This is a genomic window from Mycolicibacterium lacusdiani (genome assembly GCF_021916785.1).
GTDB classification, from domain to species: Bacteria; Actinomycetota; Actinomycetes; order Mycobacteriales; family Mycobacteriaceae; genus Mycobacterium; species Mycobacterium lacusdiani.
The window spans coordinates 109400-122230 of the sequence record NZ_JAKCFC010000006.1 but is presented as its reverse complement, the minus strand read 5'-3'; the positions used below and the strand labels follow the sequence as shown (position 1 = coordinate 122230).

General features: G+C 67.4%; 10 protein-coding genes. 3 read left to right on the top strand and 7 right to left on the bottom strand.

Translation table 11 applies throughout. The features are described from left to right. Positions 1–2: 2 nt before the first annotated feature. Positions 3–1535: a tyrosine-protein kinase domain-containing protein gene (locus LOK44_RS18930; RefSeq protein ID WP_237571656.1), complete on the bottom strand. Its 1533-nt coding sequence runs from the start codon at positions 1533–1535 to the stop codon at positions 3–5. A 187-nt stretch (positions 1536–1722) separates the two neighbouring features. Here LOK44_RS18930 and LOK44_RS18925 point away from each other — a divergent pair, with 187 nt between their 5' ends. Further along, complete coding sequence (locus LOK44_RS18925; RefSeq protein WP_237571655.1) at positions 1723–3084, top strand: O-antigen ligase domain-containing protein; 1362 nt, start codon at positions 1723–1725, stop codon at positions 3082–3084. A 100-nt stretch (positions 3085–3184) separates the two neighbouring features. Next, complete coding sequence (locus LOK44_RS18920) at positions 3185–4678, top strand: cellulase family glycosylhydrolase (protein ID WP_237571654.1); 1494 nt, start codon at positions 3185–3187, stop codon at positions 4676–4678. Between the two features lie 18 nt (positions 4679–4696). On the opposite strand, the gene LOK44_RS18915 is transcribed toward LOK44_RS18920, so the two are convergent. The 6 genes from LOK44_RS18915 to LOK44_RS18890 all read right to left on the bottom strand — a co-directional run bounded on the left by LOK44_RS18915 (position 4697) and on the right by LOK44_RS18890 (position 10943). After that, positions 4697–5836 carry a glycosyltransferase gene (locus LOK44_RS18915; RefSeq protein WP_237571653.1) on the bottom strand — a complete coding sequence of 380 codons (1140 nt, stop codon included), beginning with the start codon at positions 5834–5836 and terminating at the stop codon, positions 4697–4699. A gap of 66 nt (positions 5837–5902) precedes the next feature. Further along, entirely contained in the window at positions 5903–7072 is a 1170-nt protein-coding gene (locus tag LOK44_RS18910; protein WP_237571652.1) for a lipopolysaccharide biosynthesis protein, read from the bottom strand. Then, positions 7065–8192 (bottom strand): glycosyltransferase family protein, encoded by a 1128-nt coding sequence (locus LOK44_RS18905; protein WP_237571651.1) that lies wholly within the window; start codon positions 8190–8192, stop codon positions 7065–7067. Before LOK44_RS18905 ends, LOK44_RS18910 begins: the two co-directional genes overlap by 8 nt. Continuing rightward, on the bottom strand, positions 8192–8872 hold the full coding sequence (locus LOK44_RS18900; protein WP_237571650.1) for an acyltransferase: 681 nt from the start codon (positions 8870–8872) through the stop codon (positions 8192–8194). The genes LOK44_RS18905 and LOK44_RS18900 overlap by 1 nt, the downstream gene beginning before the upstream one ends. Then, positions 8869–9834: a GDP-mannose 4,6-dehydratase gene (locus LOK44_RS18895; RefSeq protein ID WP_237571649.1), complete on the bottom strand. Its 966-nt coding sequence runs from the start codon at positions 9832–9834 to the stop codon at positions 8869–8871. The genes LOK44_RS18900 and LOK44_RS18895 overlap by 4 nt, the downstream gene beginning before the upstream one ends. Continuing rightward, positions 9831–10943: a glycosyltransferase gene (locus LOK44_RS18890; protein ID WP_237571648.1), complete on the bottom strand. Its 1113-nt coding sequence runs from the start codon at positions 10941–10943 to the stop codon at positions 9831–9833. The genes LOK44_RS18895 and LOK44_RS18890 overlap by 4 nt, the downstream gene beginning before the upstream one ends. 248 nt (positions 10944–11191) lie before the next feature. Between LOK44_RS18890 and LOK44_RS18885 the strand changes: the two genes are divergently transcribed. After that, complete coding sequence (locus tag LOK44_RS18885) at positions 11192–12829, top strand: acyl-CoA carboxylase subunit beta (RefSeq protein ID WP_237571647.1); 1638 nt, start codon at positions 11192–11194, stop codon at positions 12827–12829. The last annotated feature ends 2 nt before the right edge of the window (positions 12830–12831 follow it).

Genomic DNA, 12831 nt, shown 5'->3' with positions numbered 1-12831 from the left:
GGTCACCTGCCTTCGCGTTTGGCACCGGACACCCGGTGCACCCCCGCCTGATTGCTGGCCCCGGGCTGGCTGAACGTCTCGGTGGCGGCGTCGCCGTTCCCCCGCGGGCTGGGCGCATCGGCCGCGGGCTGCTGACGATCGGGCTTGGGCGACACCAGGTTCCGCGGAGCATCAGAGGCCGGCTTCGACAACTCGCGCTTGTGGCCGGGCTCGCACGTGACGACGGTGCCGAGCAGCGCGGCGTTCGCGGCCTCGAGCACGTGCAGCGCGGTGCGCAGCGGCTTGGTCTTGGTGTGTCCGATGCGGGCCAGCACGATGGCACCGTCACCGATCGCAGCGACGGCAGCGCCGTCGGAGACCGTGGTCAGCGGCGGGGTGTCGATCACGACGTAGTCGTAGGCATCGCGCAGTTCGTCGATCAGCCGCGCGGCGTTCTCGTCACCCCACAGCTGGCGGCGCGAGGCCGGCGAGGGTCCGGCGGGCAGCAGCGCGAACGGTGCTCCACCGGGTGATGCGATCACCGCGGCGGCCACGTCGTGGTCACCGGCGAGGGCCGTGCCGAGGCCGCGCTGAGCGGCGCGGGACCGGTCGTCGTCGGACAGCCCCAGGGTGGTGACCAGCGTGGGGTTGAGCATGTCGCCCTCGACCAGCAGCACCGACCGGCCCGACTCGGCGAAGGTGGCGGCGAGGTCGATCGCGGTGGTGGACCTGCCGTCGCCGTGCGACGGGCTGGTGACGGCGATGACCTGAGGGCGCCTGCCTGCCGGGGTGCGCGCGAACTGCAGGTTGGTCCGCAGCTCCCGTAGCCGCTCGGCGGCCAGACCGCCCGCCTGAAGGTTCGTCACGGGCACGTCGGCGCGGCGTGGATCGTCGACCAGGTTGCCAAGCGTCCGAGACGGGGCGATCGCGTCGACGTTGTCGCGGGCACGCAGCCGGGAGTCGGTGGCACCGAGGAGCGTGGCGAGGAGGAGTCCGACGACCAGACCGCCGGCAGCGCCGAGTCCGATGAGCGTCAGCAAAGACATGCCCGCCACTTCGGTCGGGTAGTTCGCGTCGTCGAGGAGGATCGCTCCGGCAGCGGGCGTGCCGCCGCGGCGCGAGGTCTCGAGTTCGCTGACGAGCTGCACCAGCTGGTCGGCGACGGCGTTGGCGTACGTTTGCGCGAGCCCCGGGTCCGCGTCGGTGACCGAGATGTCGAGCAGCACGGTCTTCGGCAGCGGCGTCGCGGTGATCTTGGAGCGCAGCGCCTCGGGGCTGATCGGCATCTTCAGCTGATCGACGGCACGAGCCGCGACCTGCTCACTGGTGGCCAGGCCCGCGTAGGAAACGACGCGCTCCTGCGAGAATAGGTTGTTCTGGTAGGCGTCGCCGACGGAGGTACCGCTCTGCGTCGTGACGAACAGCCGTGCGGTCGACTGGTACTCGGGAGTACTGAACAGCGTGGTGGCGTAGCCGACGCCTGCCCCGACGAGGACGGCGACCAGGACGAGCCACCAGAACCGCCGAAAGGCCCGTAGATAATCCCCGATCGCCAACGGGATCTCCATTCCCTTAGTAGTTTGCCGCAACCCGCTCACCATAGCCGCAGAGGCGGCATAAAGCACACCACCGGCTCGTCACGTCTAGTTGCATTCAGCGAACACAACGTCGACTATTGATTCCGTGAGATGGCCGGTGCAGTCGCATTCAGAACTGTTGACGGGCATAGCCATTGTAGTCGCGGTGCCGATCGTTGCAGCTCTGGCGATCAGCGGTGGGACCAAGGCGATGCTTGCCGTGGGCGGGCTCGCTGCTGCCGCGATCGGCGTCTACGTGGGCATCCGGCACCCCCAGTGGCTCGCCTGGGGGCTTGCTGCGGCCCTGGGCTTCATGCCTTTCGGCTACTTCCCCGGCATCCATCTGCCCATGTACCTGCCCTTTGCGGGCGGGGTGGTGTTGGCGGCGATCGTCCACCGTGGCGGCCCCGCGGTCTTTCACCCCTTGGAAAAGGCCCTAATCGTTTTCGTGCTCGTCTCCGGCGTGTCATTGATCTTCACCGGGCGAACTGTCGTCGACGTCGGAGAATTCATCAAATGGTCAGTTGCCACGCTGACCGTGGTGGCTTTGCTGAGGTTCCCCCGTGACGTGCTGGCGAAGTTCGGCCGCATCTACGTCTACTTTGCGACGCTCAACGGCCTCTTCGGCATCGTCGTCGTCGCCGCCGACCCGACGCACAGGTTCATCAAGGCCTTCAGCGCCTTCGGCTACGGCCTCGTCGAGACCGGCCGGTTCGTCTACACCGAGGAGGGCGCGCAACGCTTCGCCCGCCTCGGCGGTCTCTGGGTCGACCCCAACATGGCAGGCGTCGGGCTCACGATCGCGCTCGCCGTCGGGGTGCTGCTGCTGACCGGCCCGTTGCGCGTGGGCGTCGTCACCATCCTGTCGGTGGCCATCCTGCTGACGCTGAGCCGCGCGGCGATCTTCAGCGTGCTGGTCGGCGTCATCCTGGTGCTGCTCTTCCACGGCATGCGCGCCCGCAACCGCGCGCTCGTCCTCGGCGCCATGGGGGCCGTGGCAGCGGGGGCGATGCTCACGCCCGCCGTGCGTACGCGCCTGTTCAGCTCGTTCAGCTCCGACGACGTCGGCAGTTCGGCACGCGGTGACGCGCTGCGGGCCTTCCCGGGTCAAATGGCGGGGCACTGGCCGTTCGGCCTTGGCTGGGGCCGGCCCGAGTTCAAGGACGGCAACACGGCGTTCACGCTCAACTTCGTCGCGAACGTCCCGCTGATCACGATCTACCGCGCCGGACTGATCGTCGGGTTCGCCTTCCTCGTGGTGTTGGCCATCGGATGCATCATGAGCGGGCGCGCCATCCGCGGCGACTCCGGGGCCCGTGCTCTCTACGGCGGCATCTTCATCGGCGTGTGCCTGGTGGCCCTTCAGCTCGACCACATGGTTGCAACCATCCAACAGGTGACCCTGATGTTCTCGATCCTGCTGGTGTTCCTGGTCGTCGTAGATCAAGATCAGAAATCTTCACGACACGCGCAGACCGCGCCCGAAGAACCCGTCACGAACCGGTCATACTCTCCATTGCTCCGTTGATTCGCACGGGGTTTCGCAGAGGCGGGTTGCGCCAGGAAGCCTGAGGTGATCCGTGCGTCGCCCCACCCGCCGACCGCGACACCGAATCGTTCTCCGGAGTGTGGCGACGCTGGCGATCGCACTCCTGACCGTGGCAGGGATCTGGTCGGCGCCGTCGACGCCCCACCCCCGCATCGTCGAGGTCGCGGGGTCGAGCCGAATCACCCCGTCGCCCAAGACCATTGGCTTCCACGACCCCGAAATCTACTTCGGCACCGACGCCACGGTCGCCCAGACCTTCGACAAGATGGTCGACGCGGGCGTGAAGACCGTACGTCTGATGATTCCCTGGGCCGGGGTCGAGCAGGTTCAGGGCCGGTTCGACTGGACCAACGTCGACCGCACGATCGACGCCGCCCAGCAGCGGAACATGGCGGTGCTCGGGATCATCAACTCGACACCGGCGTGGGCCGTCGCACCGGGTGCCCCGCCCATCACCGGCCGTCCCGCCTCGGCGGCGCAGTACGCCGCCTTCTGCGAGCAGGTCGCGACCCGGTACGTGGGCAAGGTGTCGGCCTACGAGATCTGGAACGAACCCAACGGCTCTCAGTTCTACGCGCCGACGCCCGACCCGGCCGGCTACACCGAACTGCTGAAGGCGGCCTACCCGAAGATCAAGGACGTCGACCCGAACGCCACCGTCATCGGCGGCGTGTTGGGCTCGGTCATCGACTGGGGCACCTGGCTCGTCAACCCCGTCACCTTCCTGCAGAAGATGTACGCCGCGGGTGCGAAGGGATCGTTCGACGCACTGTCGTTCCACCCCTACCAGTACACGCTCAAGTTCTCCGAGGGCTTCCCGATCGCCAACTCCCCCATGAACCAGGTGATCGCGATGCGTCAACTCATGCTCGCCAACGGCGATGCGGCGAAGAAGATTTGGGGAACCGAGTACGGCGAACCGATGACCGCCGCCGACGACGCCACGCAGGCCGCGTTCATCCAGGACCTGCTGACCAAGTGGCGGGAGATGCCGTACGCGGGACCGATCATGATCCACACCACCCGCGACCGGAACACCGGCAGCACCGATCCGGAGGACGTGTTCGGCGTGTACCGCACCGACTGGTCCGCCAAGCCCAGCCGAAAGGTCATCTCCGACGCCGCCACCACCGGCATCCCGAAAACCGCTGAGTTCCAGCGGTTCAGCGCCATCACCGAGCCGTCGTACGGCGAGGTGCTCAGCCCGGTCTACCGCGCGACGCCTGCGGTCTGGGCACAGGCACGAACCGCGAGCACCCTGTACGAGACCCCCACCGGCATCATCGCCTCGCCAAACGCCGTCGCGGACAAGGCCCGACAGTACGGCGTCGTGCCGAAGACCCCGTTCGCCAACGGATACCAGGACATGGACTCGCCGTCCGGCATGCGGGTGTGGTGGTCAGCCGCAACGGGGGCGTTCGCCGTCGGCGGCGGCATCGTCGAGGCGTGGACGCCCCGGCTCGGGCTCGCCCTGTCCGACGAGGTGCGCGATGGCTGGGGCGTCCGGGTGACGTTCGAACACGGCTACATCACCTGGCAACCGTGGGTCGGCGCGAAGGCGTTCTACACCTGACGTCCGACCCGGCCGCCCTCAGCGGCCGAGGCCGGCGTGGACGAGGTCCTCGACCGCCTTCTGCGGACGCTTCTGCTCCCAGTGATTCCGATTGACCTCGTAGAGATCGTTGCCGACCTTCACGGCGGCGTCACGGTCGAGCAGCATGCGTCGGCACTCGGCGACGAAGTCGTCGTCGTCGTCGAACGTCGGCATCCCGAAGAGCGTGCGCAGTGATCCGACCGCCGGACCGCTTCCGACCACGGGCAGGCCCTGGCTCGCAGCATCGAGCAGCTTTACCCGCACGCCGCCGCCGGTCTTGATGGGTGCCATCAACGCCCGGCACGTCTTGAGGAATCCGGGCAGGTCGTCGACGAAGCCGAGATCCCGTACCCCGGCGGGGTAGACGGGGTCGGTGGACCCGGTCTTCTTCGCACCCACGATGACCAGTTCGGCATCCGGGATGCCCTCGGAGATCCGCGGCCACAACCTCAGCGCGACCAGGAACGCCTCCTGGTTCGGCGGCCAATCCCGGCCACCCAGGAACACCAGCCGGCGGCCGGTCTGCGACACGTCGATCTGCTCGATCGGCGGCAGCGTCACCTCCATGAAGCGCGCGCCGGGAACGCCGTTGGCGCGGTACATCTCGGCTTCCTCGATCTCGTAGCACCCCACCGCGTTCGCCTGCTTCGCCACCCGCAGCTCGTCGCGCAGCAGCCGCGGAGCCTCGATCTTGCCGAGCATCCCACGCGTGGACAACCACACCTGCGACTCGGTGTTGATCGTGTTGATGACCATGCCCTTCTTGCCGAAGTGCCTGCTGCGGATGAAGGATTCGGCCATGTAGTTGTGCTCGCAGAAGAACACGTCGTCGTCGCTGGCCTCGATCGCCGTGAGCAGTTCGTCGGTGTCGAAGCGCACGTGCACCAGGCTGCGCCGGTGCCGGAGCGCGCCGGTCAGCAGCGCCACCTTGTTCACCGGATGCTGCACGATGCGCCGCAGCTTGAGCCCACCCTTGACGACGTCGACAACCGAGTCGCCAGGAGGCTCGTCGGACAGGCAGATGGCGCGGATGTCGAACGACTCCGCCGCCAAACGCAGTGCCACTCGCGCGAGTTCGACGTCACCGCCGTGTTCGGTCACCGGGTCCTTCGACACCAGGAATACGACTTTCGTCATGCGCGATCCCGCTCCGCTTCTCGCTGGTAAGTCATGCGCGATCCCGCTCCGCTTCTCGCTGGGAATTCATGCTGATGCATCCGCCTTTCGTCGGTAGATCGCCAAGAGATAGATCACGAGCAGGATGGCGTCGGTGGCCACCGTCGCGATGGCTGCACCGATCGCCCCGAATTGGGCCAGTGCCGCGACCGCGCCGAGCTTCACCGGCACCAGACCCAGGTTGGCGCTCAGCCGCACGACGTCGCGCCGCTGAGCGTAGAGAATCACCGCCAGCACCGAACTCATCGTCCGCATCGCACAGAACGCGGACATGATGAGCATCGCGACGCCGAGTTCGGTCGGAGCCGGGGTCAGCAGCAGCACGATGCCGGTGATGACGACCAGTCCCCCGGTGCCCAGCCCGAGCGCCACGATGTGCTTGAGCGACGGGCCGGTCGAGAGGTCGCCGCCGCTGCGGCGCAACGGCTCGTTGTAGGTCATCGCGAACGACTGCCCGATGGCTGCCAGCGCGACCGTCACCGTCACCGTCAGCGCGTAGTACCCGACCGTCGTGTCGTCGGTGAGGAAGCCGAGCAGCAGCACGTCGCCCTGGAGGTAGAGGCACATGCCGAGCATCTCGCCCACGAGCGCGAGGATCAGTTTCGGCGGGCCGGGAACGCCCGGCCGGTGACCCCAGACGCGGCGTGCGGCGAGCACGAGCACCACGAGGTAGGGCGAGCAGTAGAGCAGGCTGGCCACCTGCAGGCTGGGGTCGTCGACCCCGAACAGGTAGCTGCCCGCGATCGCCACGCTGGTGATCTGGCGGATGGTGTCCATGCGCCAGGTGAGCTGGGGATGCCCGTCCCGAAAGTGCTGGCTCTGATAGGACTTGAACACCATCTCGCCGCCGGCGATGGCGAGGCCGAACCAGGCGATGTAGTTGACCTCGATCAGGCAGGCGCCTGCGACCATCAGCGTCAGCCCGAGCAGGAACCTACTGGTGCGCTCTGCCTGGAAGTGCTCGTCGGCCTCGCGCATCGCACGCACGTTGAACGGGTTGTCCAGCGGCGGACCCACGACGGCCGACAGCGCGAAACCCATGCCGTACCTGCCGTAGTCGCCGACGCTGAGCTTGCCGACCAGCGCCAGTGTCCAGAGCATGCCGATGCCGCGGCCGCCGTACATCCATCCCACGGCGATCAGCGTCTTGAAGATGTTGCGCGGGGCAGCCGCGCCCGGCGTCGAGGTGTCAGTCACTTCCGTGCTGACGGCCCAGGATCTTCGACCACGCCGCCACGAACGCCTCGGCCGTCCGCGGTGTCGACCGCTCCTCACGCGTGCGGTCGGCGTGCTTGCCGAGTTCGGTGACCCGGGCGTCGTCGTCGACGAACGACGCGATCGCCTCGGTGAAGCCGGGCGGCAACGCATTCGGGTCACCGTCGCCCATCGGCACCACCACAGCGCCGGTCTCGGGGCCGAACTCGGCCAGCGATCCGTAGCCGGTGGCGATGATCGGGGTGCGGTACGCCAGCGCGTGCGCCGCCACCGACGACGCCGGGAAGGTGTCTGCGTAGAAGTGCCGCTTGCCGTAGGGAATCACGATGGCACGCACGGACTCGAAGAACGCGTCCTCTTCGGCTCCGTCGACGCCGCCGACGATCTCCACCCCGTCCATGCGTGGCAGCGCCTCGGTGCCGCGCCCCGCGACCCGGATCAGGATGTGGTCCGGCAGTTCCTTGCGGATCTGCTCGATTTGGTCGAAACCCTTGCCGCGGTAGACGAGTCCGAAGAACCCGATGGCCTTCGGCCGGTCCTCGGCAGGCTTCACGGTCGGCTTCTCGGCGACCCGGTACGGCACGTAGTGGGTGTGCGAGTTCGGGTACACCCGGTCGATCGACGCCTGGCCGGTCTTGCTCAGCGCGAAGATGTCCCGTCGTCCGTTGACCCGTCCCTCGAGCCACCGCGAGAAGGGCCGCAGCGGGTAGTGGAAGCCGTGCATCAGTAGCTTGTGCTTCCCCACGAACCGGGTCCTGGCGATGAACCACAGCGCCTGGGGCGGGTCGTGCGCCGTCAGCGTCACCGGGATGCCCTTCAGGCCGGCGATCGACCAGAACGGCGACAACATGCCGCACCCGATCTCGGAGTGCACCAGCACCTTGCCTGCCGGCCACGAGTCGACGAGGCTGCGGATCTGCCTGCGCACGTTGCGAACGTCCGCCCAGGTCTCGTCACCGGGTCCCGAGACCCGCACGCCCGCAACGTCACCGAAGTGCGGCCGGAAGGCGGCGATCAGGTCCTCGGTGTAATCACCGATGGCGGTGACGTGGTTGCGCGGCCCGACGTAGATCAGGCGGTACTCCTCGAGGTCGACCGCCATCAGAAGAACAGCGGGCGGTAAGGGCTGCTGTACTTCAGCGCCTCGGGGTTGCGCTTGGTCAGCACCTTGGCGGGCACGCCGCCGACGACCTCGAGTTCCTCGATGTCCTTGGTGACCACGGCGTGCGCCGCCACCACCGCGCCGCGCTTGATGTGCGACGGCAGGATCATCGCCCGGCTGGCGATCCACACGTAGTCCTCGATGACGGTCGGGATCGGCATGGGGAGGAAGTCCGGGTGGTTGATGTCGTGACCGCCGCCGAGGATGTGGGTGTCGCTGGCGATGTTGACGTTGTCACCGATCGAGATGCCTGCCCGCGAATCGAGGAAGCAGCGGAACCCGATGGTGGTGTAGTTGCCGATCGTGAGGAACTCGGGATCGAACACCGTGACGCCGCGCATGAGCGTCGACTTCTTGCCGATCGTGGTGCCACCGACCCAGCGCAGGAAGTTCTGCCGCACGAAGTGCGACGGGATGTAGGTGACCAGCATGTTGAACAGGATGGTGGCGATGCGGTTTCGGGCCTTGCGCCCGAACGTCATGCCCTGCATCTTGTAGGCCACGACGCGGCCGTCCGGGCCGACCTCCCACTCGGGGTCCGGCGGCAACTTCAGCCCCGGCGCCGCCGCCAGCTTCCTCGCACGGTCTTCGGGATCTGCCTTGAACGGTTCTGGAATCACGCGTCTCGCTCCTGGAGTAAGTCGGAATCGACCATGTTGACCACGATGTCGTGGAAGGACTTGGTGGGCTTCCAGTGCAGGAGGTCCCACGCCTTCGTCGCGTCACCGACCATTGCGGGCCGGTCGGCAGGGCGGATCAGACTCTCGTCGCTGACCACCATGTCCTGCCAGTCACTGATGCCCGCTGCGGCGAAGGCAATTGCGACGAAGTCGGCTATCGAATGTGCTTGCCCGGTGGCGACGACGTAGTCGTCACCGACGCCCCGCAGTGCCATCGCGTACATCGCATCGACGTAGTCCGGGGCCCAACCCCAGTCGCGCTGCACGCTGACGTCGCCCAGGGTCAAGCTGGTCTGCCTGCCCGCGGCGATCCGCGCGACGGCCTTGGTGATCTTGCGCGTCACGAATCGCTCGGGCCGCCGCGGCGACTCGTGGCTGAAGAGGATGGCGTTGGCGGCCTGCAGTCCGCGGGCGCGGTAGATCTGGCACAGGTGATGCCCCAGCGCCTTGCCTGCACCGTAGGGCGACGTGGGCGCCACGGCCGTGGTCTCGGTGTCCACGCCGCCCGGCGATCCCGCGAAGATCTCCTGGCTCGAGGCATTGACGACGGTGATCTGCTCGCCGGTGCGATCCTGGGTGCGCAGGCAGGCGTCGAGGATCGCGGCCGTGGTGAGTGCGTTGACCTCGGTCGCCTGCACGGGGTCAGCCCAGGACGCCGCGACCGACGACATCCCCGCGAGGTGGAACACCATGTCGGGTTCGACGGCGTCGAGCAGGGCGGCGACCGCATCCGTGCGCGTCAACGCCGCCTCGTGCATGGTCACCTCGGGGCGAACCCCGGCGGCGTTGGCGAGCGAGCGCGTGACTCCGTGCACCCGGACGCCCTCGGCCAGGAGCAGTTCGGTGAGGTAATGGCCGTCCTGTCCGGTGATGCCCGTGACGACGGCGGTCCTGACCGTCATGAGGGACGGGCCGCCAGCTCGTCTACCGCCGCGTGCAGTGCCGCCGAGTAGCGCTCCTCGGTGAACTGCTCGACGTGGAGCTTGACCTTGTCCGGGTCGAACGACGAGTTCTCGAACCGATCGAGTGCCTCGGAGATCGATGCGGACTCCGGACTGTCGAAGTAGACGCCGGTGATGCCCTCGGCCACGGTGTCGAGGAAGCCGCCCCACCGCAGCACGACACTGGGCCTGCCCCAGACCCCCGCCTCGATGGGCGTCAGGCCGAAGTCCTCGTAGCTCGCGGCGACCAACGCGCGGCTGTGCTGGTAGAGCCAGGACATCTGCGCATCGGTCAGATCCGACAGCATCAGCACGTTCGGCGTCTTCGTCGCCGCGATGCGTTCGGCGTCCGGACCGCGTCCGACCACGACGAGGCGTTGGGGTCGACCCGCGAATGCCCCGACCACCGCGTCGACGTTCTTGTAGGGCAGCAGACGCGAGACGCAGAGGTAGAAGGCCTCGTCGGGATCCTGACCGCCCAGCCAGTCGAGGAGTTCTGGTACCGGCTCGGTGGCGCTGGATCGCGTCATCGCGACCGGCGACGGCAGCACGTCGGCGGAGATTCCGTAGGCGTCGGCGATGCGCTGCTGAATCACGGTCGAGACCGCAAGGTAGCGGTCGCACGATGCGGCGGCGCGACGATCCCAGGCTCGCAGGTATCCCGACGTGGCGGCCAACGCGGCGCGCTTTGCCAGTCCCGCGTCGTCGCCGAGGTACTTGTCCTGGAAGTACAGCCAGCGTGCCGGCGAGTGGCAGTGCACGAGCTTGCGGCCGGTGGTCTGGAACCCGTGCGCCCACCCGCTGGAACTGGTCACGACCACGTCGGCGTCGATCTTGATCGAGTTCGCGGCCAGCGGCAGGATCGGCAGCGCTGCGCGGTGGTACTTGCGGAAGAGCCCGATTCCGTTGATGCGGGATACGCGAATGTCGCGCTCAGCGAATTCCGGATAAGTGTTCGCGGGGTCGTACAGCAACGTGTAAATCGGCGCATCCGGAAAGGCGCGGCTCATCGATAGCACGACCTTCTCGGCACCACCGCGCTGCGTCAGATAATCGTGCGCAATCGCCACGCGAGGTGCGTCAGAGCCGCGGGAAGCACGGTCTTGACGCACGGCGGAGTTCCTTCCGAATGTCTTTGTTTCTGTAGGCGTCACGGCGTGTCCGTCCAGGCGCGCCGAATGCTGGATACATGAAACAGCAAAAAGGGGTTGACGACAACTCCCGGCAAACTCTCGCAGGTGGGATCGGTGCGTCGCCAGCGGCGTGCGGTTGCAGCCGATTGAGTCATCGCCGGAGCCAGTCGATAGCATCCCTAGTCATGACGAGCGTTGCGGGGACTTCTCAGCCGGCCGAAAGCCACGAGATCGACATCCACACCACCGCGGGCAAGCTGGCCGACCTGCGCAAGCGCGCCGAAGAGGCGCTGCACCCGGTCGGCGAGACAGCCGTCGAGAAGACGCACGCAAAGGGCAAGCTCACCGCGCGTGAGCGCATCCTCGCCCTGCTCGACGAGGGTTCGTTCGTCGAACTCGACGCGCTGGCACGGCACCGCAGCACCAACTTCGGCCTGCAGCAGAACCGTCCGGTCGGCGACGGCGTCGTCACCGGCTACGGCACCATCGACGGCCGCGACGTCTGCATCTTCAGCCAGGACGCCACGGTCTTCGGCGGCAGCCTCGGCGAGGTCTACGGCGAGAAGATCGTCAAGGTGCAGCAACTGGCCATCAAGACCGGCCGCCCGCTGATCGGCATCAACGACGGAGCAGGCGCACGCATCCAGGAGGGCGTGGTCTCGCTCGGCCTGTACAGCCAGATCTTCCGCAACAACATCCTCGCCTCGGGCGTCGTGCCGCAGATCTCGCTGATCATGGGCGCCGCGGCCGGTGGCCACGTCTACTCCCCCGCGCTGACCGACTTCGTGATCATGGTCGACCAGACCAGCCAGATGTTCATCACCGGGCCCGACGTCATCAAGACCGTCACCGGCGAGGACGTCACGATGGAGGAGCTGGGTGGCGCGCACACCCACATGGCGAAGTCGGGAACGGCGCACTACGTCGCCTCGGGCGAGCAGGACGCCTTCGACTACGTCCGGGACCTGCTCTCCTACCTGCCCAGCAACAACTACGCCGATGCGCCGCGCTACCCCGCACCGCCGCACCCGGGCGCCATCGAGGACAACCTCAACGAAGAGGACCTCGAACTCGACACGCTGATCCCCGACTCGCCGAACCAGCCGTACGACATGCACGAGGTCATCTCGCGCATCCTCGACGACGACGAGTTCCTCGAGGTGCAGGAGGGCTACGCGCAGAACATCATCGTCGGCTTCGGCCGCGTCGACGGTCGCCCGGTGGGCATCGTCGCCAACCAGCCGACGCAGTTCGCTGGCTGCCTGGACATCAACGCCTCCGAGAAGGCCGCGCGGTTCATCCGCACGTGTGACTGCTTCAACATCCCGATCGTCCTGCTCGTCGACGTGCCGGGGTTCCTGCCGGGCACCGACCAGGAGTTCAACGGCATCATCCGCCGCGGAGCCAAGCTGCTGTACGCCTACGGCGAGGCCACCGTCGCGAAGGTCACCGTCATCACCCGCAAGGCCTATGGCGGCGCGTACTGCGTCATGGGGTCCAAGGACATGGGCGCCGACGTGGTCGTCGCCTGGCCGTCGGCGCAGATCGCCGTCATGGGCGCCTCGGGTGCGGTCGGCTTCGTCTACCGCCAGCAGCTCAAGCAGGCCGCGGCCGAGGGTCAGGACGTCGACGCGCTCCGTCTGCAGCTGCAGCAGGAGTACGAGGACACGCTGGTGAACCCGTACATCGCCGCCGAGCGCGGCTACGTGGACGCCGTGATCCCGCCGTCGCACACCCGCGGTTACGTCGCCACTTCGCTGCGGCTGCTGGAGCGCAAGATCAGCCAGATTCCGCCGAAGAAGCACGGCAACATTCCGCTGTGAGC

Coding starts and splice junctions, on each gene's coding strand:
- LOK44_RS18885 (WP_237571647.1), top strand. CDS start 11,192: ATGACGAGCGTTGCGGGGACTTCTCAGCCGGCCGAAAGCCACGAGATC.
- LOK44_RS18905 (WP_237571651.1), bottom strand. CDS start 8,192: ATGGCGGTCGACCTCGAGGAGTACCGCCTGATCTACGTCGGGCCGCGC.
- LOK44_RS18915 (WP_237571653.1), bottom strand. CDS start 5,836: ATGACGAAAGTCGTATTCCTGGTGTCGAAGGACCCGGTGACCGAACAC.
- LOK44_RS18895 (WP_237571649.1), bottom strand. CDS start 9,834: ATGACGGTCAGGACCGCCGTCGTCACGGGCATCACCGGACAGGACGGC.